Origin of the sequence: Rhodoferax sp., assembly GCF_028689305.1 — a bacterium.
Lineage (GTDB): Bacteria > Pseudomonadota > Gammaproteobacteria > Burkholderiales > Burkholderiaceae_C > Rhodoferax.
In genome coordinates this window covers 1-22,213 of the sequence record NZ_JAQTWM010000031.1, presented here as the reverse complement: position 1 = coordinate 22,213, position 22,213 = coordinate 1, and the positions used below count along the sequence as shown (strand labels likewise).

19 protein-coding genes and 1 pseudogene are annotated in these 22,213 nt (G+C 61.9%); 12 read left to right on the top strand and 8 right to left on the bottom strand.

What is annotated here, in order from left to right; genetic code table 11:
- Positions 1-68: 68 nt before the first annotated feature.
- From PHW99_RS08520 to PHW99_RS08495, 6 genes are read left to right on the top strand one after another with little or no spacing between them, the layout of a single operon-like run.
- Positions 69-986 carry an aldo/keto reductase family oxidoreductase gene (locus PHW99_RS08520; protein WP_300175680.1) on the top strand — a complete coding sequence of 306 codons (918 nt, stop codon included), beginning with the start codon at positions 69-71 and terminating at the stop codon, positions 984-986.
- A 14-nt stretch (positions 987-1,000) separates the two neighbouring features.
- Positions 1,001-1,216, top strand: a complete 216-nt coding sequence (locus tag PHW99_RS08515; RefSeq protein ID WP_300175678.1) for a 4-oxalocrotonate tautomerase family protein — start codon at positions 1,001-1,003, stop codon at positions 1,214-1,216.
- 24 nt (positions 1,217-1,240) lie between these two features.
- Positions 1,241-2,188, top strand: a complete 948-nt coding sequence (gene tal, locus PHW99_RS08510; protein ID WP_300175676.1) for a transaldolase — start codon at positions 1,241-1,243, stop codon at positions 2,186-2,188.
- Positions 2,189-2,235: 47 nt separating this feature from the next.
- Positions 2,236-3,804, top strand: coding sequence for a glucose-6-phosphate isomerase (pgi, locus tag PHW99_RS08505; protein ID WP_300175674.1), 1,569 nt, complete (start codon positions 2,236-2,238; stop codon positions 3,802-3,804).
- A gap of 28 nt (positions 3,805-3,832) precedes the next feature.
- Positions 3,833-5,092 (top strand): crosslink repair DNA glycosylase YcaQ family protein, encoded by a 1,260-nt coding sequence (locus PHW99_RS08500; protein ID WP_366913223.1) that lies wholly within the window; start codon positions 3,833-3,835, stop codon positions 5,090-5,092.
- Positions 5,092-5,709, top strand: coding sequence for an HAD family phosphatase (locus PHW99_RS08495; protein ID WP_300175672.1), 618 nt, complete (start codon positions 5,092-5,094; stop codon positions 5,707-5,709). Before PHW99_RS08500 ends, PHW99_RS08495 begins: the two co-directional genes overlap by 1 nt.
- Here the strand turns inward: PHW99_RS08495 and PHW99_RS08490 are convergent.
- Positions 5,698-6,582, bottom strand: coding sequence for an alpha/beta fold hydrolase (locus PHW99_RS08490; protein WP_300175670.1), 885 nt, complete (start codon positions 6,580-6,582; stop codon positions 5,698-5,700). The two genes, PHW99_RS08495 and PHW99_RS08490, sit on opposite strands and share 12 nt — an antisense overlap.
- 10 nt (positions 6,583-6,592) lie before the next feature.
- Between PHW99_RS08490 and PHW99_RS08485 the strand changes: the two genes are divergently transcribed.
- Positions 6,593-7,108 carry a hypothetical protein gene (locus PHW99_RS08485; RefSeq protein WP_300175668.1) on the top strand — a complete coding sequence of 172 codons (516 nt, stop codon included), beginning with the start codon at positions 6,593-6,595 and terminating at the stop codon, positions 7,106-7,108.
- Positions 7,109-7,270: 162 nt separating this feature from the next.
- Here the strand turns inward: PHW99_RS08485 and groL are convergent, their stop codons facing one another.
- From groL to PHW99_RS08465, 4 genes and pseudogenes are all read right to left on the bottom strand, one after another.
- Complete coding sequence (gene groL, locus PHW99_RS08480; RefSeq protein ID WP_300175666.1) at positions 7,271-8,929, bottom strand: chaperonin GroEL; 1,659 nt, start codon at positions 8,927-8,929, stop codon at positions 7,271-7,273.
- A gap of 85 nt (positions 8,930-9,014) precedes the next feature.
- Entirely contained in the window at positions 9,015-9,305 is a 291-nt protein-coding gene (locus PHW99_RS08475; protein ID WP_078364254.1) for a co-chaperone GroES, read from the bottom strand.
- A 245-nt stretch (positions 9,306-9,550) separates the two neighbouring features.
- Positions 9,551-9,979: a GNAT family acetyltransferase gene (locus PHW99_RS08470; protein ID WP_300175690.1), complete on the bottom strand. Its 429-nt coding sequence runs from the start codon at positions 9,977-9,979 to the stop codon at positions 9,551-9,553.
- Between the two features lie 66 nt (positions 9,980-10,045).
- Positions 10,046-11,221 (bottom strand): annotated as a pseudogene (locus tag PHW99_RS08465) (acetylornithine transaminase); the annotation flags it as partial.
- A 486-nt stretch (positions 11,222-11,707) separates the two neighbouring features.
- Here PHW99_RS08465 and PHW99_RS08460 point away from each other — a divergent pair.
- The 4 genes from PHW99_RS08460 (at position 11,708) to PHW99_RS08445 (ending at position 18,751) form a co-directional block, all read left to right on the top strand.
- The gene (locus PHW99_RS08460) at positions 11,708-12,604 is read left to right on the top strand and encodes a PhnD/SsuA/transferrin family substrate-binding protein (protein WP_300175664.1); all 897 of its coding nucleotides are present in this window, start codon (positions 11,708-11,710) and stop codon (positions 12,602-12,604) included.
- Positions 12,601-16,938 carry a PAS domain S-box protein gene (locus PHW99_RS08455; protein ID WP_300175662.1) on the top strand — a complete coding sequence of 1,446 codons (4,338 nt, stop codon included), beginning with the start codon at positions 12,601-12,603 and terminating at the stop codon, positions 16,936-16,938. Before PHW99_RS08460 ends, PHW99_RS08455 begins: the two co-directional genes overlap by 4 nt.
- A gap of 92 nt (positions 16,939-17,030) precedes the next feature.
- Entirely contained in the window at positions 17,031-17,507 is a 477-nt protein-coding gene (locus PHW99_RS08450; protein WP_300175660.1) for a CopD family protein, read from the top strand.
- Between the two features lie 5 nt (positions 17,508-17,512).
- Positions 17,513-18,751 (top strand): multidrug effflux MFS transporter, encoded by a 1,239-nt coding sequence (locus PHW99_RS08445; RefSeq protein ID WP_300175658.1) that lies wholly within the window; start codon positions 17,513-17,515, stop codon positions 18,749-18,751.
- Positions 18,752-18,813: 62 nt separating this feature from the next.
- Here the strand turns inward: PHW99_RS08445 and PHW99_RS08440 are convergent, their stop codons facing one another.
- From PHW99_RS08440 to PHW99_RS08430, 3 genes are read right to left on the bottom strand one after another with little or no spacing between them, the layout of a single operon-like run.
- A complete protein-coding gene (locus tag PHW99_RS08440) occupies positions 18,814-19,512 on the bottom strand; it encodes a hypothetical protein (protein WP_300175656.1) in 699 nt (232 codons plus the stop codon).
- A complete protein-coding gene (locus PHW99_RS08435) occupies positions 19,509-20,477 on the bottom strand; it encodes a mammalian cell entry protein (protein ID WP_300175654.1) in 969 nt (322 codons plus the stop codon). The genes PHW99_RS08440 and PHW99_RS08435 overlap by 4 nt, the downstream gene beginning before the upstream one ends.
- Positions 20,478-20,488: 11 nt before the next feature.
- On the bottom strand, positions 20,489-21,295 hold the full coding sequence (locus tag PHW99_RS08430) for an ABC transporter permease (RefSeq protein ID WP_300175652.1): 807 nt from the start codon (positions 21,293-21,295) through the stop codon (positions 20,489-20,491).
- Positions 21,296-21,397: 102 nt separating this feature from the next.
- On the opposite strand from PHW99_RS08430, the gene imuA reads away from it, so the two are divergent.
- Positions 21,398-22,120, top strand: a complete 723-nt coding sequence (imuA, locus tag PHW99_RS08425; protein WP_300175650.1) for a translesion DNA synthesis-associated protein ImuA — start codon at positions 21,398-21,400, stop codon at positions 22,118-22,120.
- Positions 22,121-22,213 lie beyond the last annotated feature (93 nt).

Genomic DNA, 22,213 nt, shown 5'->3' with positions numbered 1-22,213 from the left:
GTTGGTACGTAACCCGGAACGACGTTGTGACGGCAGGGACGGGAGGCAAACCTCGCAATAATGCAGTCATGAAGTTACTTGATGTGCCTGATCACGCCCGCCACGCCAACATGCGTCTGGTCTTGCCACTGCTGGTTTGGGGTGCCTGGCGATTGACTCGTGCGCAGCTGTCAGTACAAGCGCTCAATTGCTTGATTCACCAGTGCGTGGAGCTGGGTATCACCGCGTTTGACCATGCTGACATCTATGGCGGTTACACCGCAGAAGCCCAGTTTGGACAAGCTTTGGCCTTGTCACCCGGCTTGCGGGCGCAGTTGCAGCTGTTCACCAAATGCGGCGTTGCAGCCGTTTCCGCTGCGCGGCCAGCCCATCAAGTCAAAACCTTCAACAGCAGTGCTGACCATCTTGCGGCGTGTATGGATCACTCGTTGACCGCGCTGGGCACCGAGCAGCTGGACTTGCTGATGTTGCACCGGCCCGACTATTTGATGGACGCCGCAGAAACCGCGCAGGCCCTGGATCGGGCGGTGGCCTCGGGCAAGGTACGCGCGGTCGGGGTGTCCAACTTTTCTCCGTCACAGGTTTTGCTGCTGCGTCAACATCTGCAAACGCCGCTGGCCGTGAACCAGATTGAGTTTTCACTGGGGGCGATGCAGGCGCTGGACAACGGGGTGCTGGACCAGTGCCAGCAACTGGGGATGCGGCCTATGGCTTGGTCACCCCTGGCGGGCGGCGCCGTGTTGGGTGACAACGATCTGGCGCGCCGCCTGAACCCTGTGTTGACCCACATCGCGCAGGTCCAGGCCTGCCCCCCCGCAGCGGTGGCCCTGGCCTGGTTGATGCGCTGCCCGACCAGGGTGGTGCCGGTGCTGGGCAGTGTGCGCATTGAGCGTTTGCGTGATGCCTGGCGAGCTACCCAAATCACCTTGAGTCGCGAAGACTGGTACACGCTGTGGGCGGCCGCAGCGGGCCGACAACTACCTTAGAAGGACAAATTGCCATGCCCATCGTTATCATCAAAATGCTACAGCGTGAACACACCACGGACGCCCAAAAAGAGCAGGTCATTGCCGGGGTGACTCGGCTCATGACCGAGGTGCTGGGGAAAAAGCCCGAATCCACCCAGGTGGTGATTGAAGAGGTGCCGTTGCAAAACTGGGGCAGTGGCGGCCAGAGCATTGCCGCCAGAGACCGGGCCCGCTTGCCCTCGGCCTGAATTTTTACATTGGATCGTTTTACTGTGAACCAACTCGACGCCCTCAAACAATTCACCACCGTGGTTGCCGATACCGGCGACTTCAAGCAGATTGAAGCCTTCCAGCCAACGGATGCCACCACCAACCCGTCGCTGATTCTGAAGGCGGTGCAAAAGCCGGAATACCGCTCGCTGCTCGAAGACACGGTGGCGCGGTACCGGGGGCGTGCCCTCGATGAGCTGACCGATCGCCTGTTGGTGCGTTTTGGTTGTGAGATCCTGGCCATCATCCCCGGTCGGGTTTCGACCGAGGTCGATGCCCGCCTGAGTTTTGACGCCAGCGCCACCGTGACCCGCGCCGAACGCCTGATTGAGCTCTACCAGGCCCAGGGCATCCACATTGACCGGGTGTTGATCAAGGTGGCCGCCACCTGGGAAGGCATTCAGGCGGCCCAAGAGTTGGAGCGCCGCGGCATCCACACCAACCTGACCCTGCTGTTTGCCTTCTGCCAGGCGGTGGCCTGCGGTCAGGCCAGGGTGCAACTGATCTCGCCGTTTGTCGGGCGTATTTACGACTGGTACAAAAAGTCCGCTGGCGCCGCCTGGGTCGAGGCCGACAACACTGGCGCCAATGACCCCGGTGTCAAATCGGTGGCGCAAATTTTCAACTTCTACAAAAAATTTGGCATCAGCACCGAGGTGATGGGCGCGAGTTTCCGAAATCTGGGCCAGATCACGGCATTGGCCGGGTGTGACCTGCTGACCATCAGCCCGGAGCTGCTGGCCCAACTGGCCCAGAGCCAAGCGCCGTTGACGCGGGCGCTGGATGCGCAACAGGCCCTGGCCCAGGACATGGCTTTTGTGAGTTATGACGAGGCCAGCTTCCGTTTTGCCCTGAATCAGGACGCCATGGCCACCGAGAAGCTGGCCGAAGGGATTCGGGCTTTTTGTGCGGATGCCAGTCGGCTTGATCACTTGTTGCAGGCCGCCTGACGGCCCTGCGTAGCCCACGTTGCCAATCCACCAGAACAAGGACCACCATGAATTCCATTCGCTGTGACCGTACCCCGGCCTGGACTGCGCTGCAGGCTGAGTTTGAACACACTGGCCGTGGCTTTGATTTGCGTGCTGCGTTTGCGGCTGATCCGCAGCGGTTTGAGTCCTTCAGCCAGCCCGCGCCCCATGTGTTTGCCGATCTGTCGAAAAACCTGATCACCCCGGCGTCCGAGGCGCTGCTGCTGGCGCTGGCGCGTCAGAGTGGCCTGGAGGCGCACCGGGATGCCATGTTCGGCGGCACGCTCATCAACACCACCGAGCACCGGGCGGTGATGCACTGGTTATTAAGAAATCCGCCTCTAGCCCAGACAAACAAACCGCATGAAGCTATTAAAAACGTAGCAAACGAGTTGCCCGATGTGCACGCCACGCTGGATGCCATGCTGGCCTATGCCGAGCAGGTGCGGGCAGATGAGCACATCACTGACGTGGTCAACATCGGCATCGGCGGCTCGGATCTGGGGCCACAGATGGCGGTGCTGGCGCTCGATGAGTTTGTGCTGCCGGGCAAGCGTTTTCACTTTGTCTCGAACGTGGATGGGCATGAATTGGCCGCGGTGCTCAAGAAGGTCCGCCCTGACAACACCTTGTTCCTGATTGCCAGCAAGACCTTCACCACCATCGAAACCATGACCAACGCCCGCTCGGCCAAGGCCTGGTTCGAGGCCCAGGGCGGCACCGATGTGGCGCGCCACTTTGCCGCCTTGACCACCAATGTGCCGGCGGCCCGGGCGTTTGGCATCGACACCACTTTCGGGTTTTGGGACTGGGTCGGCGGGCGTTATTCGGTCTGGTCAGCCATCGGCCTGCCGCTGGCGATCGCCATCGGTGCGGCGGGGTTCAGGCAGTTTCTGGCTGGCGCCCATGACATGGATGAGCACTTTCGCAGCGCACCGCTGGCGCGGAATCTGCCGGTGCGCCTGGGGTTGCTGGATGTCTGGTACCGCAATTTTCATGGTTTCACCAGCCGCAGCATCGCGCCCTACCACAGCGCGCTCAGGCGTTACCCAGCCTATTTGCAGCAGCTGGAGATGGAAAGCAATGGCAAACGGGTGGACACGCAAGGCCAGGCCTTGTCCTTTGGCACCGCACCGGTGTTGTGGGGCGAGCCCGGCACCAATGGCCAGCACGCTTATTTTCAGATGCTGCACCAGGGCACGGATGTGGTGCCGGTCGAATTTGTCGCGGTCAAACAGCCGCGCCACACCCTGCCGGGCCACCACACGCTGCTGCTGGCCAATGCGCTGGCGCAGGCGCAGGCGCTGATGCTGGGCAAAGTGGATGCCGACGGGCACCGGCACTTCACCGGCAACCGGCCCAGCACCTTCTTGCTGCTGGACGAACTCAACCCCACCAGCCTGGGGGCGCTGATTGCCCTGCAGGAGCACCGTGTGTTTGTCAGCGGCAGCCTGTGGGGCATCAACAGCTTTGACCAATGGGGTGTGGAGCTGGGCAAGGTGCTGGCCAAGGACGTCGAGGCCCGTCTGGCCAGTGGTGACGTGAGCGGCCTGGATGGCTCCACCGCCGGATTGCTGGCCCAACTGCGGCGCTGATCCGCTGGGTAGAGCCGCTGCAGCGCCCATGCCCATGCCCGTGATCACACTCACACTGGCGCAGGCCCGTGCCTTGCACCTGGCGGCGCAGGGGCTGTTGGCGCCGCCGGCGCAGCTGGCCACGCCCGCGGCCCTGTGCGCCTGTATTGCCCGCATGGGCCTGCTGCAGATCGACACCATCCATGTGGTGGCGCGCAGTCCGTATCTGGTGCTGTTTTCGCGGCTGGGGCCTTACCCGATGCACTGGCTGGATGAGGCGCTGGCCACGGGCCAGCTGTTTGAGACCTGGGCCCATGAGGCGTGTTTTGCGCCGATGGCCGATTTGCTGCTGCACCGCAGCTACAACCAGCAGGCACGTCAACACTGGGGCCTGGCCAGCGCCCGGCACAGCCATATCCACCAGCGCGCGCACCTGGACCAGCTGCTGCTTCACATTCGCCAAAACGGCGCGGTGAAATCATCTGACTTTACGCGCCAGGATGACCGGACCTCGGCCTGGTGGGGCTGGAAGGACGAAAAGCGCTGGCTGGAAGCGCTGTTTGCCTCTGGTGAATTGATGGTGGCTCGACGCGAGAAATTTCAGCGCGTGTATGACCTGGCTGAGCGGGTGGCGCCTCAGCTCGCGACCGCCCCGGCCGCAGGACTGGCGCCGGATGCCATTCGCCAGCAGTTCATCGAGCGATCCGTCACCGCTCTGGGGGTGACGCAGGCCCGCTGGATCCACGACTACTTCCGCCTCAAGCCGCGGCTGAAAGATGCCGACCTGGCGGCCCTGGTTGAGGCGGGTGCCTTGCTGCGGGTGGCGGTCCAGGGCTGGGACCAGCCCGCTTATGTACATGCCAGCCAGGCCGACTGGCTGCAACAGGCCGTGGCGGGCCAGCTGCAGGCGCGGCACACCGCCTTGTTGTCGCCTTTTGACCCGGTGGTGTGGGACCGTGAACGCTTGGCCACCCTGTTTGATTTTGACTACCGGCTGGAGTGTTACACCCCCGAACCCAAGCGGGTGCATGGTTATTTTGTGCTGCCCATCCTGCATGCGGGTGAGCTGATCGGCCGACTGGATGCCAAGGCACATCGGGCGCAGGGGGTGTTTGAAGTCAAATCCCTGTCTGCCCAGCCTGGAAGGCGCTGGAGCGAGGCGCAGAGCCTCGCCGTGGCCAAGGCTATCTGGCGCTGTGCCCAATGGCATGGCACCCCCGAGGTCCAGCTCACGGGAACCCGTCCGGCCAATCTGGCGCCGACGCTGCGGCGGGCTTGGCGGGAGATCAGAAAGGAATCCGCTGGCTGATGAATATCGTGTTTGACTTTGGTGCGGTGCTGTTCACCTGGCAACCTGCGCAACTGTTGTTGCAGACCTTTCCCGAGCGTGTGGGCACCCCGGCGCAGGCGGCGCAACTGGCGCACCAGGTGTTTGGCCATGCCGACTGGCATGACTTCGACCGGGGGGTGTTGAGTATGGAGGCCGTGATCAGCCAAACCGCCCGGCGGCTGGATTTGCCGCAGGAGGTGCTGGGGCGTTTGATTGAAAGTATTGGCGCGCGCCTGACGCCCATCACCGACACCGTGGCTTTGCTGGAGGCGCTGCACCAGCGCCGTGTGGCCGGGGACGGCATCGCCGGGCTGTATTACCTGTCCAACATGCCCGTGCCATATGCCCGCTTTCTCGAGGCACACCATGCTTTTTTGCGTTGTTTTGACGGCGGCATTTTTTCAGGCGATGTGCACCAGGTCAAGCCTGACCCCGCGCTGTACCAGCTGTTGCAAAGCCGTTATGCGCTGGAGCCGGCCCACACGCTGTTCATTGATGATTTGCGCGCCAATGTGGAGGCCGCCACCGCGCTGGGCTGGCAGGGCATCCATTTTGAATCGCCGCAACAGTTGGCACTGGCCTTGTCAGGGCGGTGACACATAGCGGGCTGTGAAGGCCTGCAAGGCCTGGCGGTAGGCCTCTGGCGCCACCAGGTTCAGGTCGCTGTGTTGTCCGTTTTCGATCACCAGCCAGTGCTTGGGGGCATTGGCGGCGGCAAACAGGCGTTCCCCCAGCCCGATCGGCACCGTGTCGTCGCGGCGGCCATGCAACATCAGCAGGGGCGCCGTGATCTGGCCGATGTGGTCGATCGAAGCAAACCGTTCGTGGTTGAACAGCGACAGCACACTGGCCCAGAATCCGGCTGCGCGCGCCACATCGGCAAAACTGGTGAAGGCCGACTCCAGGATCAGGCCGCCATAGGCGCCCTGGCTGGGCAGGCTGCTGGCCAGCGCCACCGCCACCCCGCTGCCCATGGAGTGGCCGTAAATCACCCGTCGGCCGGCCCGTGGTTCACGTCGCACCAGTTCGGCCCAGGCCACGCGGGCATCCTGCATGATGGTTTGCTCCGACGGGGTGATGGCCGTGCTCTGCCCCCAGCCACGGTAGTCGACCGCCAGCACGGCAAAGCCGGCGTCGCGCAAGGCTTGGATCTTGTGCTGGTTGCCCAGCAGGTTGCGAAACGTGCCATGCAAATACAGCAGGGTGGGGGCGTTGGGGGCAGGGTGTGGCAGCCACCACAGCGCCAATTGGCCCGAAGCGCCGGCATCGGGTGTGGCCAGCAAAAAGGCCTGGTCACCCGGCCGCACATCGGACGGCAGGCCCACCGTGGACGGTGTCGGGCGGTAGATGATCTGGCGTTGTTGCCCGTCCAGCCAGGCGCAACCACTGGTGGCCAGCAGCAGGGCCAGTGTCAAAATCCTGGAAAATAGGCCCGTTACACTGAAAATCTTGACCGTGACCAATTTCAAATCTTTCCAAATGAAGAAAATGTTTCGCCTTGCTGCCGGTTTGATTGTGCTGCAACTCGCCAGCCCCGCCATGGCCGAGCCGGACTGGATGACCGAGCTGACCCAGGGCAAGGTGCTGCGCTGGCAGTTCAGCCCCGTGACTTACCATTTCAGTCAGGACCCTGAGCATAAAAACGTGGTGATGGTGGGGGTGGAGCGTGAGCATGCCGATGCGCGACTGGACGGACTGACGCTGTTCACCAACTCCTTTGGCCAGCCGACGGTTTACCTGTACCCGTGGGGAGGGGTCCTGAAATCGCTGGGTGGCATTGACAAGTTGTCTTTCAAATGGACGGCCGGGCTGTTGTATGGCTACCGGGAACCCTACGAAAACAAAGTGCCTCTGAACTTCAGCGGTTTTTCCCCGGCCGTGATTCCAGCGCTGGCGTATGAGTTCAAACCTGGCTGGTCGGCCCAGGTGAATTTTCTGGGAACGGCCGGGCTGATGTTCCAGGTTAGCGGACCGTTCAATTTCCTAGCCCGCTGATATTGGCTGGTTATGTTGCCAAAATGGGGTCTTAGCCCGCGTGGAATAAGCTTATAAAGCTATTTAATTTGTAGCAATAAAAAAGCCGCCTGACTTTCGCCAGGCGGCTTTTTTGGTGTCGGGCATCGCCCCATGCCGGATGGGACAGGGCGATGGGGCCAATTACATGCCCATACCGCCCATGCCACCCATACCGCCCATGCCACCCATGTCACCACCACCCATGCCGCCAGCGGCTTCAGCCTTGGGAGACTCGGCCACCATACATTCGGTGGTCAACATCAGGGATGCCACGGAGGCTGCGTTTTGCAGCGCGGTGCGGGTCACCTTGGTCGGGTCCAGGATACCCATTTCGATCATGTCGCCATAGGTGTCGTTGGCCGCATTGAAGCCGTAGTTGCCCTTGCCGGCCATCACCGCGTTCACCACCACAGAGGCTTCGCCACCGGCGTTGTAAACGATCTCGCGCAGCGGTGCTTCGATGGCTTTCAACACCAGGGCAATGCCGTGGTCCTGGTCAGCGTTGTCACCCTTGATGGTGCCAGCAGCTTGCTTGGCGCGCAGCAGAGCCACGCCGCCGCCAGCCACAATGCCTTCTTCCACGGCAGCGCGGGTCGCGTGCAGGGCGTCTTCCACACGGGCTTTCTTTTCCTTCATTTCGACTTCGGTGGCAGCGCCCACCTTGATCACAGCCACACCGCCAGCCAGCTTGGCCACGCGTTCTTGCAGCTTTTCGCGGTCGTAGTCAGAGGTAGCTTCTTCGATTTGCACACGCACTTGCTTGACGCGGGCTTCGATGTCAGCAGCTGGGCCAGCACCGTCGATGATGATGGTGTTTTCCTTGCCCACTTCGATGCGCTTGGCAGAACCCAGGTCAGCCAAAGTCACTTTTTCCAGGGTCAGGCCAACTTCTTCAGCGATCACCTTGCCGCCGGTCAGGATGGCGATGTCTTCCAGCATGGCCTTGCGACGGTCACCAAAACCAGGGGCCTTGACAGCCACAACCTTCAGGATGCCGCGGATGGTGTTGACCACCAAAGTGGCCAGGGCTTCGCCTTCGACATCTTCAGCAATGATCAACAGCGGACGACCGGCCTTGGCGACTTGTTCCAGTGTGGGCAGCAGGTCACGGATGTTGCTGATCTTCTTGTCGAACAACAGCACGAAGGGGTTGTCCAACAAAGCAGCTTGCTTTTCGGGGTTGTTGATGAAGTAGGGCGACAGGTAACCGCGGTCAAACTGCATGCCTTCAACCACGTCGAGTTCGTTTTGCAGAGACTTGCCGTCTTCCACGGTGATCACGCCTTCCTTGCCGACCTTGTCCATCGCGCTGGCGATGATGTCACCAATGGAGGAGTCCGAGTTGGCGGAAATGGAGCCGACCTGGGCGATTTCCTTGGAGGTGGTGGTGGGCTTGGAAGCCTTCTTCAGCTCGGCGATCAGGGCTTCCACTGCCTTGTCGATACCGCGCTTCAGGTCCATCGGGTTCATGCCGGCGGCCACGTACTTCATGCCTTCGCGCACGATGGCCTGGGCCAGCACGGTGGCGGTGGTGGTGCCGTCGCCAGCGTTGTCAGACGTCTTGGAAGCCACTTCCTTGACCATCTGCGCGCCCATGTTCTGCAGCTTGTCCTTGAGTTCGATTTCCTTGGCCACGGACACACCGTCCTTGGTCACGGTGGGGGCGCCGAAAGAGCGCTCCAGCACCACGTTACGGCCCTTGGGGCCCAGGGTGACCTTCACTGCGTTGGCCAGAATGTTCACGCCTTCAACCATGCGTGCGCGGGCTTCGCCGCCGAAAACTACGTCTTTTGCTGCCATGTGTGGCTCCTAGAAAATTAAGTTAAATAAGCATCTAGCCCGCATAAACACTGCGTGGCTAGCTATCAATTTGATGAAAGATGAATTACTTCTCGACCACGGCGAACAGGTCATCTTCCTTCATGACCAGCAACTCGTCGCCGTCGACCTTGACGGTCTGGCCGCTGTATTTGCCGAACAACACGCGGTCGCCAACCTTGACGCTCATGGCACCGAGTTCGCCTTTGTCGTTCTTCTTGCCGGGGCCCACTGCCAGCACTTCACCTTGATCGGGTTTTTCAGCGGCGCTGTCTGGAATAACGATACCGGATGCGGTACGGGTTTCGTTTTCAACGCGTTTGACAATCACGCGGTCGTGCAGGGGACGAAGTTTCATAGTGACTCCTTTAAGGTGTGAAACACAGGTGTAAAAAATAGGGGCAACGGTGCACCCGAAGGCGACATCCGTTGTCGTGAAGTGTTGGCGCCGTCGGACACAAGCCTGTTAGCACTCAACTCTTGCGAGTGCTAATCATAAGGCCGTTTGCCGGTTTTTCAAGAGCCTGGGCTGCAAAACTGCCCGCCAATGGTGTCTGGCGGGCAATTCAGGTGCGGTTGGGTGAACGCATCCCATCCAGGGCATCAAGCCCCCACCCGGGCCTGATAGAGCAGCTTGCCCATGCTGATGCGTTTTTCAACGGCATAACCATGGATGGCATAAAACCCCACGACACCTGCGTTGGATTCGACCACCTGGAGATTGACCTTCAGGCAGCCTCTGGCGGCCAGGGCGCATTCGGCGGTCTGCATCAAGGCCGAGCCAATGTCCTGGTTCCGATAGGACGGATCAACCGCCACCGAGTACAGCCAGCCGCGATGACCGTCGTATCCTGCCATGATGGTGCCAATCACCTGGTCACCCATCGTCGCCACAAAAAACAGCCCATCCGCGGCGGCAAGTTTTTTGTCGATGGCCAGCGCCGGTGTGTTGTGGGCCGTTTCATAACCAAAAACGTTCGCCCAGAGTGACACCACCTGCGACCGGTGCCGTGTGTTATCAAAAGGGTGCACTGCGGGAATGGCGTCAGCTGGCACAGCGGGCGAAACGCCCTGTCTCCCGGTGATCCCGGTGCGGGTTTCCGTCAGGACCTGATGCAACAGTGCCAGCCCCTGCTGTACCTCACCCGGCGTGGTGTTCAGCGCTGGCATGAACCGCAAGCAATGTGGACGCGGGGCGTTTAATAACAAGCCAAGTTCCCTGGCCCGCTCAACCACTTGCGGCGCCATGTCCTGCCCAAGTTCCAGTGCCAGCAGCGAGCCGTGGCCACGAACCTCTCCCAGCTGGAATTGGTCCGAGAGCGCCGTCAGTCCCTTGGCCAGCTGCGTGCCGATCGCACGGCTGGATGCCAGAAAACCGGCAGACAAGAGATGGCGCAGCACCGCCACCCCGGCGGCACAGGCCAGCGGGTTGCCGCAGAACGTCCCACCCTGATCACCCGCCATGAAGCAGGAGCAGTGCTCTTTGGCCAACAGTGCGGACAAAGGAACCCCACCGCCGAGACCTTTGCCCAAAGTCATGATGTCGGGCTCGATGCCGTATTGTTCGTAGGCGAACAGGGTGCCGGTTCGCCCGCATCCGGTCTGTACCTCATCAACGATCAACAGCAGTTGATGGGCATCGCACAGTTCACGCAGTCCTTGAAGAAACTGGCGATCTGCCGGAAACACCCCCGCTTCGCCCTGGGTTGGTTCCAGCATGATGGCAACGGTATGGGGGCCAATGAGCGCGCGCACCGAATCCAGATCATTGAAGACGGCCTTGGGAAAGCCGGGAACCTGGGGGGCAAACAGGGTGTCCCAACCGGCCTTGCCACTCGCTGACATGGTGGCCAGGGTCCGGCCATGAAAGCCATGGTGGAAGGTGATGATTTCGAAGGCGCCGTTTTTATGGCGTTGCCCCCATTTGCGCGCCAATTTGATCGCCCCCTCGTTGGCTTCGGCCCCGGAGCTGCCAAAGAAGACGTGATCAAAACAACTGTTCTGGGTCAGCAGCCCGGCAAGCTCCAGGGCCGGCTGGTTATAAAACGCTGGACTGGGATTGATGAGGGTGGTGGCCTGAGCGCACAGGGCTTGCGCCACTGTCGTGGGCGCGTGCCCCAGGCAGTTCACCGCCCATCCCTGCACCCAGTCGAGGTACCGGCGGCCCTGCTGGTCAAAGAGGTAGGCTCCCTGGCCGCGGACAAAAACCAGGTTGGGGCGTTGGGTGACTGGCATCAGCTGGTGAAAAGACTGGGGGGCAGCGGTCTCTGGCATGAAAAATCTCCAAGGGTGGATTGAAAAATAAAAAAGGCCACGGGGATGAGCCGTGGCCTTGTCGGGGAAAAGCAGAGGGAAGAGATCAGGTGATGCGCATCTTCCTCTTCAGCCAACTTCTTCCGGCATGGCACGACTCGCCAGACGTACGTCGAGCGGAAGAAGGGCGTCGGCAGGAGAGGTGGAAAAATGGCATCACGGTGCGGATACTAAAGTCTGTGGCCCGTATCGTCAACCCGCGGCAGTGTACGATCCAGCGTCATCAAGACAGCAAAAGCTGTGGGTGATGACGGGTAGGCAGCGATGTTGAAAGAAATACCGTTGGAGACCATTGTGGGAGTGATGTTGTCGGCCAAGACATTATTCAGGTGCTTGTTCCAGGGACGTGCACATCGGTCATGGTTGCCTGGCGTTGGCGCGCGCCTGGATCATGTCCGAGCCCAACCGCGTCACGCCGGGGACGGGCCGGGACTTCAGCGGGTGGTCATGCTGGTCACCCTGGCACTGATGGCCGGTTTGTTTTGCGGCTGCAGTCGGGAGCACGAAAGTCCGGGGCCGCAGTTTGGCAGCCATCCCGCCACGGCGAGGGCGCCGGTCTATCGCCTGGCGGTGCATCCGTTGCATAACCCCGCCAAATTGATCCAGGCCTATCAACCGCTGGTGGATTACCTCAACAGCCATCTTCAAGGGGCACACATTGAACTGGAAGCCTCGCGTGACTATGCCAGCTTTGAGGAAAAATACCGCGCGCGCAAACCGGAATTCATCCTGCCCAACCCGTGGCAGACCTTGCAGGCCATGAAGGCTGGTTATCGCGTCATTGGCATGGCAGGGGAGGCCAGGGATTTCACCGGCGTTTTTGTGGTGCGCAAGGACAGCGGCTTCAAGACCCCCGCCGACCTGAAGGGGAAAGCGGTGAGTTACCCTTCAGCCACTGCGCTGGCCGCCTGCATCATGCCGCAGTACTTTCTTCATACCCATGGCATCAACGTGAATGTGGACATCGACAACCGTTATGTCGGGTCCCAGGAGTCGTCCATCATGAACGTTTTTTTGAAACTGACCGCTGCAGGCGCTACCTGGCCAACACCCTGGCGGGCGTTCCAGAAAGAGCATCCCAAAGAAGCGGCGGAGCTGGAGATGATCTGGGAAACCGAGCCACTCATCAATAACTCGGTCATGGTGCGCAACGATGTTCCCGTTCCGGTGGCACAACAGGTGCAAGCGTTGTTGCTCGGGCTGGAACCGGCCGGGGACGGCAAGGCCATTCTGGCGGGCATGGAGACGGCCCGTTTTTTGCCATCCTCGGACCAGGCCTATGACCTTGTGCGTGCCTATGTCGCACGTTTCGAGAAGGAAGTTCGTCCGGTGGAATTGCCATGACGCTCCAGTCTTTGGCCCGTTTCCTGTTCGGCAGTCTGCGCGGGCGCCTCATTGTCGGGGTGGTTGTGCTCAACACCGTATTGATGGCGCTGTTGGTCAGTGACCTGACCTGGCGTCAGCGCGGCATGCTGTTGGAGCGCCAGATCGAGGAGGCCAATGCCCTGTCGCTGTCCCTGGCCACCTCGGCGGCGGGATGGATTGCGGCCGACGATGTCTCCGGCCTGCAGGAACTGGTGGATGCCCAGGCGCGTTACCCGGAGGTGCTTTTTGCCATTCTGGTGGACCGTGACGGGCGGGTCATGGCGGCGACCGACCCCACGCGGCTGGGGCTTTACCTGCAGGATTTGCCCAAGGACATCCGCCGGACTGTGCTCTCGGAAACCTCTTCGCTGGTGGATGTGGTCGCTCCTGCCGTGATTGGTGGCCTGCATGTGGGCTGGGCCCGTGTGGGGGTGGGCCAGAAAACCGCTGGTGAGAAGTTGGCCAACATCACCCGTAGCGGCATGGTGTATGCCTTGGTGGCGATTTCACTGGGGGCGCTGTTTGCCTGGGTGATGGGGCGTGTGGTGACGCGCAGGCTGTATGCCGTTCTGCAAACCTTTGATGAAATCCGCTCGGGCAACCGCCTGGCGCGCTCGACGCTGACCGGGACCGACGAGATCGTTGTCATCGCCCGCGAGTTCAACACCATGCTGGATGCCATGGCGCAACGTGATGTCGCCCTGCATGTCAGTGAGGAACGTTACCGTGAACTGATCCAGAAAGTTCAGACCGCGATCATTCTTCACGATGGCCAGGGCCGTGTGTTGGACAGCAACCTGTTGGCGCAGGAGCTGTTGGGCCTGTCCGGCGATCAGTTGCTGGGCCGGGCCCTGATGGATTCTGACTGGCATTTCCTGCGCCCGGATGGCACGGTGTTGCCCATTGAAGAATATCCGGTCAGTCAGATTCTGGCGGCACCACGTGCGCTGAAAAACCTAGTGTTGGGCATCCGCTGCCCGGGGCGTAGCCAGGTGACCTGGGTGTTGCTCAGTGCCGAGCCAGAATGTGACAAAACCGGTGCGCTGGTGCAGGTGATCGTGTCCTTTGTTGACATCACGGCCCACAAACAGGCCGATGAGGCGTTGCGCCAGCTGAACCGCAAATTGCGCGCGATCAGCAATTGCAACCAGACGCTGATGCGCGCCGTGGATGAGGACAGCTTGTTGAGCGCCATCTGCCGCATCGTCTGTGACGAGGCCGGGTATCGGATGGCGTGGGTTGGCTATGCGGAAAACGATGACGGGCAATCGATTCGCCCGGTGGCCTGGGCGGGTGATGACGACGGCCAGATCAAACAGTTCCGCCTGACCTGGGCCGACACCGAGGCCGGAAGTGGCCCTGCCGGGCGGGCCATCCGCAGCGGGCAGAGCCAGTCCATCCAGGATATGGCGGCAGCTGCGGCTGGTTTTTGGCGCGATCAGGCCCTGCAGCGTGGGTATCGTTCGATCATCGCTCTGCCACTCAAGGACGATCAGGCCAGCACATTTGGCGTACTCAACATTTATTCGGCTGAACCCCATGCGTTTACGGGCGATGAGGTGGCCTTGTTGCAGGAGCTGGCTGGTGACCTGGCCTTTGGCATCGTCAACCTGCGGACTCGTGCCGAGCGACAGCGCCTGGAATTGCAAAAAGAACAGTATCTGAAGTTCTTCATGCTGTCGTCCGAGGCCATGTGTATTGTCAATCCGGTTGGCTTTTTCACCCAGGTCAATCCTGCTTTCAGCCAACTGACCGGACGCTCTGAAAGCGAACTGTTGTCACGGCCCTTGCTGGAGTTCATTCATCCTGAGGACATCCAGCAGGCGCAGGAGAGCATCGACCTGCTGCTGTCGCAGCACCCCTCACTGCATGTCGACATTCGCTACAAGCGCAAGGACGACACCTATGTCCTGCTGTCATGGGTGGCCTTTCTTGACCAAAAGGAGGGCGTCATTTACGCCGCAGCACGCGACATCACCGAGAGTCGACGCGCTGAACTGGCCTTGCGCGAGAGTGAGGAAACGCTGCGCACCATCACTGGCTCCGCACGTGATGCCGTGCTGATGCTGGACAACGATGGCAGGATCGCGTTGTGGAACACGGCGGCGCAGGACATCTTTGGGTACACCACCGAAGAAGCGATGGGGCAGGATTTGCATGCTCTGCTTGCGCCGCAACGGTTTCGCGCGGTGGCCGGAGTTGCGTTTGAGCACTTTCGCCTCACCGGTGAAGGGGCGGCGGTTGGCAAAACGGCAGAACTGGTGGCACAGCGGAAAAGTGGCGAGGAATTTCCTGTTGAACTGAGCCTGTCTGCGGTCAAACTCAGAGGGAAATGGCAGGCCATTGGCATTGCCCGTGACATCACCGAGCGCAAGAAGGCCGAGCAGGAGATGGCCCGGTTGAGTTCACGCAACGAACTGATCCTGAACTCGGTGGGAGAGGGCATTCTGGGTGTGGATATTGGCGGGGCCTGCACTTTTGTCAATCCAGCGGCGCTGCGACTGCTGGGTTTTGACGCCGCAGAACTGGTGGGGGAAAACATTCACCGCATGTTCCATCACACCCGGCTGGATGGCAGCCTCTACCGGGAGGCAGATTGCCCGATCCACGCTGCCTGCATGAAAGGTGAGTCCGCCAGCGGTGACGACCTGTATTGGCGCAAGGACGGCAGCAGTTTTTCTGTCGGGTTCGTCACCTCGCCGATCACCGAGGCCGGGCAAATCACGGGTGCGGTGGTGACATTCCGGGACATCACCGAGCGCAAGCTGGCTCAGGAGCAACTCCAGCGTAGCGAACAGGGGCTGGCCCAGGCGCAGCGCATGGCCCATCTGGGGAACTGGCAACTGGATCTGGTGAACCAGGTCCTGACCTGGTCCGATGAGATCTACCGTATTTTTGAAATAAAACAGGACCAATTTGGCGCGTCCTACCGCGCTTTTCTCGAGGCCATCCATCCGCAAGACCGCACCGCTGTGGATCAGGCCTATACCGATTCGATCAAACACCGCCGGCCTTATGAGATCACGCACCGTCTGTTGATGAAAGACGGTCGCGTCAAATACGTGCATGAACAGTGTGAGACGTTTTACGACCCCGCTGGCAAGCCGCTGCGCTCCATTGGGACGGTGCAGGACATCACCGAAAGCAAGCTGGCCGAACTGGCGCTGGAAAATACCAACCGGGCCTTGCGCACACTGAGCGCCTGCAACATGGCGCTGGTGCAGGCCAACTCCGAAGCCGCCTTGCTTGATTCGATTTGTCGACTCATCGTGGAAAAAGGCGGCTATCGCATGGCCTGGGTGGGGTTTGCGCAGCATGACCCTCAGAAAACGGTACGGCCGGTGGCCCAGTTTGGCCATGAAGAAGGCTTCCTGGAGGAGGTGGCCTTCAGCTGGGCCGACAACGAACTGGGCCGTGGTCCAACCGGGACGGCCATCCGTACGGGTGAAGTGCAGGTGAATCAGGACTTTCTCTCCCAGCCAGCGTTGTCACCATGGCGCGAGGCGGCATTGCGGCGCGGCTACCAATCCAGCATTGCCTTGCCACTCAGGAGTACTGCAGCCACCCTGGGGGTGTTGACCATTGACGCGCAGGACCCCAACGCCTTCAATGACACCGAGATTGCGTTGTTGCAGGAACTGGCTTCGGATCTGGCGTTTGGCATCGAGTCCCTGCGCACTCGGGCTGAACGTGACAGCATCGTCTACGAACACCTGCACCATGAGGAAATCCTGCGCCAGAGCCTGGAGCAGTCGATCGGGGCCATCGCCGATACCGTTGAGGCGCGGGACCCCTATACCGCAGGGCACCAACATCGGGTATCAGAACTGTCGGAAGCCATTGCACGGGACATGGGGCTGCCGGATGAACGTATCCAGGGCATCCGTCTGGCTGCCAGCATCCATGACCTGGGCAAAATCCAGGTGCCCGCCGAGATACTGTCCAAGCCGGGCAAACTCACCGACATTGAATTGATGTTCATCAGAACACATCCGCAGGCCGGGTATGACATCCTCAAGGAAATTCAGTTTCCCTGGCCGATTGCCGACATGGTGCATCAGCATCACGAACGGCTGGATGGCTCGGGTTATCCGCAGGGGCTCAAAGGAGACCAAATTCTGCTGGACGCTCGCATTCTCACAGTGGCCGATGTGGTGGAAGCCATGGCGTCGCACCGACCCTACCGGGCCAGTCTGGGCATCGACAGCGCGCTTCATGAAATCGAGCTTGGGCGTGGCCGTCTTTATGACCCGACGGTGGTGGATGTCTGTCTGCGACTGTTTCGCGAAGGACGATTTGCGTTCCAGCTTTGAGCATGGCGGTCATGGCCCGTTGGGCAAGCAGGGTATGCCGTGTTCAGGCACACTCTGTTCTTTCCAAAATTAACACACGGTTTCTTTTTCTCATGCTTTTTTCTGTTCTCAAAACCCTGCATCTACTGGCCGTCATCGTCTGGGTGGGGGGTATGGTGTTTGCCCATTTTTTCCTGCGCCCGGCCCTGGCGCAACTTGATCCCGCCGGGCGCCTGCGGCTGATGCATGGCGTGCTGGGACGGTTCTTCGTCGCGGTGTTAGTGGCGGCCAGTGTGGCATTGGTGACCGGGAGCTGGATGATTGGTCAGATCGCCAGCCAGACGGCACAGGCCGGTGGCCGCTTCATCATGCCGGTGTCGTGGATGGTGATGGCTGCGTTGGGTGGCGTCATGGCGCTGGTGTTTGCCTACATCCGCATGGTGCTGTTTCGCCGGCTCGACCGGGCGGTGACAGCGGCCAACTGGCCGGCAGGCGCAGCCGCCCTGGCGTCGATCCGGCAGTGGGTGCTGGTGAACCTGACGCTGGGGGTGGTGATTGTGCTGGTGACCCTGCTGGGCCCGGCCCGCTGATCACGATGAATCCGGACGCACAACATCTTTGGCGCGGCCCCAGCTGGGCGCTGGCCGTGTTGCTGGCCATGCTCGGCATGCTGGGGCCGTTTTCGATCGACACCTATCTGCCGGCGTTCTCCGGCATTGCCGTGTCACTGGGGGCCACGCCGGTGCAGATGCAGCAGACCCTGTCGGCCTACCTGTTTGGTTTTGCCTTCATGAGCCTGTTCCATGGCGCCATTTCCGACAGCGTCGGGCGTCGGCCCGTGGTGCTGTGGGGGCTGGCGGCCTTTACCCTGGCGTCCATGGGCTGCGCCCTGTCGCAAAGCATCGGCCAACTGGTGTTTTTTCGGGCGGTACAGGGGCTGACCACGGGTGCCGGCATTGTGGTGTCACGTGCCGTGGTGCGCGACATGTTTCCACCGGCCCAGGCGCAACGGGTGATGAGCCAGATCACCATTTTCTTCGGCGTTGCTCCGGCGGTGGCGCCGATGATGGGGGGCCTGTTGTTTGCCCAGCTGGGCTGGCACAGTGTGTTCTGGTTTCTGACCCTGGTGGGGGTGTTGCTGTGGTGGGCCAACTACCGCCTGCTGCCCGAGACCCTGCATGTGACCCAACGCCAGCCGCTCAAGCTCAGTAACCTGTTGCAGGGTTATTGGCAACTGGGCCGTGACCCACGGTTTTTTCTGCTGGCGCTGGCCAGTGGTATTCCGTTCAACGGCATGTTCCTGTACGTGTTGTCGGCGCCAACTTTCCTGGGTGAGGTGCTGGCGCTGGCGCCAACGCAATTCTTCTGGCTGTTTGCTTTGTCCATCAGCGGCATCATGGGCGGGGCCTGGGTCAGCGGGCGCATGGCGGGTCGGCTGCCGCCCAGGCAGCAGATCAAATACGGGTTCCTGGTCATGTTTGGCATTGCCAGCCTCAATCTGCTGGCCAATCTGCTGTTCAAGGCCCATGTGTCCTGGGCGTTGTGGCCGATTGCCATCTTTTCCTTTGGCTGGGCGCTGATGGTGCCGGTGGTGACCCTGTTGGTGCTGGACCTGCACCCCGAGCGGCGCGGCATGGCGTCGTCCCTGCAGGCGTTCATTGGCTCCAGCGCCAACGGCCTGGTGGCCGGGGTGGTGACCCCGCTGGTGATGCATTCGGCCGTGAGCCTGGCTGCGGCCTCGATCGCCATGTTGTCCGTCGGTCTGCTGGCCTGGTTGGGCCTGCGCAAACGCTGGCCGGACATCGGCAGCGTGATCGAACACCCGGCGCATTGAGCGCCTGGCCTTGACCCAAAACCCATCGGTTTTCAGTGCCGGATGGCGTGAAACACCCCCCGTTACCCGGGTTGGCCGGTCGGGGTCTGCAACACCAGGTTGATGCGGCGCTGGATGCGTTCTGCCGCTGCCATGTCGCCGGTGTTTTGGGCGCTTTTGAGTTGCACCCCCAGCCAAGCCAGCAGCGGGCGGCGCCAGCCCTGGCTGGATGCGGTGTCCACGGCCAGGGCGGTGTCTACCGGGCTGATGCTGGTTCTGGTCAGCAATACGGCGGCGGCAATCAGGCGTGACAAAGGCTCCTGAATCTGGCTCAGTGCCGCTTGGGGCGGTGTGCCGGTCGTTGCCGAGGCGGGACTGCTGTCACGCGCCTGCGTCACCAATTCGCGGTATTGCGCGGGCAAGTGGGCCGGGTTGATGCCACGCCAGTCGCCTGCGAGAAAGGCGGCGTAAGCCTGTTCGCTGGGGTGGGCATCCGCGGCCAGGGCCTGATAGCCGGGGCAGGGCGTCAGCTCCAGGCTGGCCACTTGCGCCGCACAACGGGCCAGCTCGGCGCGCGCCAGCAGGTCGGCGCGGCCGGTGCGGGCGATCTCCTGCCGGGTCCGGGTGAACTCCAGGTCCGCCAGCCGCGTGTTGCCAGCCAGATAAGCGCTGGTGGCACTGCGCAGGGCGGCAAACGCATTGGTTTGCCAGTCGGGCGGCGGCGGGGTGCTGGCGCAGGCGCCCAGCAGTGTGATCAGCAGGAGTGTGGTGGCGCGTTTCATGGCAACTTGATCTCGGTGTCGCGGGCAAAAGGCCATTTCTGGTTGATCTCATCGGTGAGCTGGCTGATCTTGCGCAAGCTGGCTTCCACCTCAAGGCGCAGGCTGCCCAGATCGGTGCTGGCCACGCGGACGTTGCTGCCAACGGCTTGTGCCTCGGCCAGCACGGCGTCCACCTTGGTCAGGGTCTGGCGGGTGTCCTGCAGCACCCGGGTCAGTTCAGCGCTGGCGTTTTGCAGGTTGCTCAGGGTGGCCTGGGTGCCGTCCATCACACCACCGCTGCCAAACACCCGCTGGTCGGTCTTGGCCAGCAGGGTGTTGGTGCGATCCAGCGTGGTGATGATTTTCTTGGCGTGGTCCTCGCTGCCCAAGGCCCCGGTCAACAGGCCGTAGCGGCCCGTGAGGCGTTCGGAGACGGTCTTCAAGTGGTTCAGGCTGGTGTTGATGTTCGACTCCGGCCCGGTCATGTTTTCCAGGTTTTCCAGCAGCGCCCGGGTTGAGGCCACCAGGCGTGGAATCTCCGCGGCGGTGTCGCCACGCAGCAGGGTCCGCTCGGAGTTGGGCGGCAGCGGTGGGTCGGTCAGGATGCCGCTGAAGGCCCGGATGCGGGTGTCCCCCACCATGCCGCGCTCCAGCGTGAAAATGCTCGAGGTGCGCAGCCAGTGGGCATCTTTCTGCGGCACGTCCACCACCAGGCGCGCCTTGCCCTCGCCCGTGAGTTCGATGCGGCGCACGCGCCCGATCGGAAAGCCGGAAAACGTCAGGTCCATGCCGACGATCACGCCCTCGGAGTCGTCCGACAGCAGCGACAGTTGCTGGGTGCTTTCAAACATGCCACGGGCATGCATGACGTAGAGCAAAAAGCTCACAATGACAGCTGCCACCAGCAGCAGCAAAGCGACGGCCTTGCGTTCCAGGTTGGCCATGGGTTCGGGCGGGTTGGCCGCCGGGGTGTGCGGGGTGTTCATCGGTGCATTCGTTAGATGTATTTGATCGCCAGTGAAGCCGCCTCCAGCAGGAACAGCACCAGAAACAGGCGTACCGCGCCGGGCTGCATGGTGCTGGGTGTGGCCTGTTGCTCGGCCTCCAGACTGGCCGCCAGTGGCACCACGGCCACGGCCAGGCTGAACAAAAAGATTTTCAGGAAAAAGCCCAGGCTGGCCGCCAGATCAAAAACCTGCCCCACGGTGCGGGTGAAGCCGGGAATGCCCCAGGGCGACAGGCCATACACCGCCAGATAAGCCAGCACCAGCACAATCACGCTGTTGACCATGGCCAGCGCCAGCACAGAAAACGCATCAGCCACCACCCGCGGGGTCAGTTGGGTGCGCAGACGCTGGGGGTCCAGGCGAACCCTGACTCTTTGGGGGGGCGCGCTGGCCACTGGCGTGACCGGTGGGCGGCCGGCCTTGAACGCCAGACCCGAGCGCAGCGCCACAAACATGGCCGCCGAAAGGGGGATCAGCTCCAGCACCAGCACCCGCACCACCATTTGCATGGCGTATTGCGACAGGCCATAACTCAGCGCCGTCACCAGCACGATGCGGGTCAGCACCAAGCTCAGCAGCGCCGCCAGCGAGGTGAACCAGGGCAACACCTGCCAGGTGCTGGCATAAATAAAACGGGCCGTGTTGGCACGATTGGCCCGGTTGTAGGTGGAGGGCGTGAGCGCCAGCACCAGCACGATGGCGCCAAAACGCAGCATGAACCACCAGCTGGCCAGTCGGCGCAGCAAGTTGGCGGTGTGGCGGCTGGGATTCAGCGGCGACAGGGGCTTGGGCGGCATGGGGGGATCATAAGGCGGCCTGATCTGGTCCTAAAATACTGTTTATTTGTACAGTTGAATGGTGTCTGATGTCGTCTCTGAATCGGGGTGAGGAGTGTGGCGGTGAGTTCTGTCTCGGTCTTGCTGGATGACCTGGGGACGGCGCTTTGGCGTGCCGATGCCCTGGCGCGCTCAGCCAGCGCGGGCGGTGGCGCCGTGGCCAGCGGCCATGCGGCGCTGGACGCCCAGCTGCCCGGCGGTGGCTGGCCGCTGGGCGCCTTGTGTGACATCCTGCAGGATCACAGCGGCCAGCACGAATGGCGGCTGTTGTTGCCGACCTTGCGCACACTCACGCAGACGGTGGTGCTGGTGGGGCCGCCGCAGATGCCGTTCGGGCCGGGGTTGGCGGCCCAGGGGCTCGATGTCCAGGCTCTGTGCTGGGTTCGGGCCGACAGCCCGGCCGAGCGGCTGTGGGCGGCCGAGCAGGTGTTGCAGTGTGCGGGCGTGGCGGCCTTGTTGCTGTGGTTGCCCCAGACGCGCGCCGAGCCATTGCGCCGCCTACAGCTGGCGGCGCAAGCCCATGCCAAGCTGCTGTGGGTGATGCGCCCGGCCAGCGCCCGGCACGAAGCCTCGCCGGCGGTACTGCGTTTGTGGGTTGGGGCCGGCCCTGTGGCACAACCTGATGCGCTGGCGGTGCATATCCTCAAACGCCGCGGCCCGCCACTGCTGACCCCTCTGCATTTGCCTGCCCGCCATGCGGCCCTGGGGACACTGCTGGCTTTGCCAGGGCGGGGCACGTTGCCGGAGTCTGGCCATGCACTGGATCGCCTTGCAGCCGCAGCCTGATGCGGCCATGCCGCTCTCGCCCTTGGCCGACCCCCTGGCCGCGCTGGGCTGGTGGGCCTTGCAGTTCACCCCCAGGGTGGCCCTGTTGCCTGG

Bases quoted from the DNA above. Each gene is read 5' to 3' on its own strand.
- PHW99_RS08520 (WP_300175680.1), top strand. From the start codon at position 69: ATGAAGTTACTTGATGTGCCTGATCACGCCCGCCACGCCAACATGCGT.
- PHW99_RS08515 (WP_300175678.1), top strand. From the start codon at position 1,001: ATGCCCATCGTTATCATCAAAATGCTACAGCGTGAACACACCACGGAC.
- pgi (WP_300175674.1), top strand. From the start codon at position 2,236: ATGAATTCCATTCGCTGTGACCGTACCCCGGCCTGGACTGCGCTGCAG.
- PHW99_RS08500 (WP_366913223.1), top strand. From the start codon at position 3,833: ATGCCCATGCCCGTGATCACACTCACACTGGCGCAGGCCCGTGCCTTG.
- PHW99_RS08495 (WP_300175672.1), top strand. From the start codon at position 5,092: ATGAATATCGTGTTTGACTTTGGTGCGGTGCTGTTCACCTGGCAACCT.
- PHW99_RS08485 (WP_300175668.1), top strand. From the start codon at position 6,593: ATGAAGAAAATGTTTCGCCTTGCTGCCGGTTTGATTGTGCTGCAACTC.
- groL (WP_300175666.1), bottom strand. From the start codon at position 8,929: ATGGCAGCAAAAGACGTAGTTTTCGGCGGCGAAGCCCGCGCACGCATG.
- PHW99_RS08475 (WP_078364254.1), bottom strand. From the start codon at position 9,305: ATGAAACTTCGTCCCCTGCACGACCGCGTGATTGTCAAACGCGTTGAA.
- PHW99_RS08460 (WP_300175664.1), top strand. From the start codon at position 11,708: ATGCTGGTCACCCTGGCACTGATGGCCGGTTTGTTTTGCGGCTGCAGT.
- PHW99_RS08455 (WP_300175662.1), top strand. From the start codon at position 12,601: ATGACGCTCCAGTCTTTGGCCCGTTTCCTGTTCGGCAGTCTGCGCGGG.
- PHW99_RS08450 (WP_300175660.1), top strand. From the start codon at position 17,031: ATGCTTTTTTCTGTTCTCAAAACCCTGCATCTACTGGCCGTCATCGTC.
- PHW99_RS08445 (WP_300175658.1), top strand. From the start codon at position 17,513: ATGAATCCGGACGCACAACATCTTTGGCGCGGCCCCAGCTGGGCGCTG.
- PHW99_RS08440 (WP_300175656.1), bottom strand. From the start codon at position 19,512: ATGAAACGCGCCACCACACTCCTGCTGATCACACTGCTGGGCGCCTGC.
- PHW99_RS08435 (WP_300175654.1), bottom strand. From the start codon at position 20,477: ATGAACACCCCGCACACCCCGGCGGCCAACCCGCCCGAACCCATGGCC.
- PHW99_RS08430 (WP_300175652.1), bottom strand. From the start codon at position 21,295: ATGCCGCCCAAGCCCCTGTCGCCGCTGAATCCCAGCCGCCACACCGCC.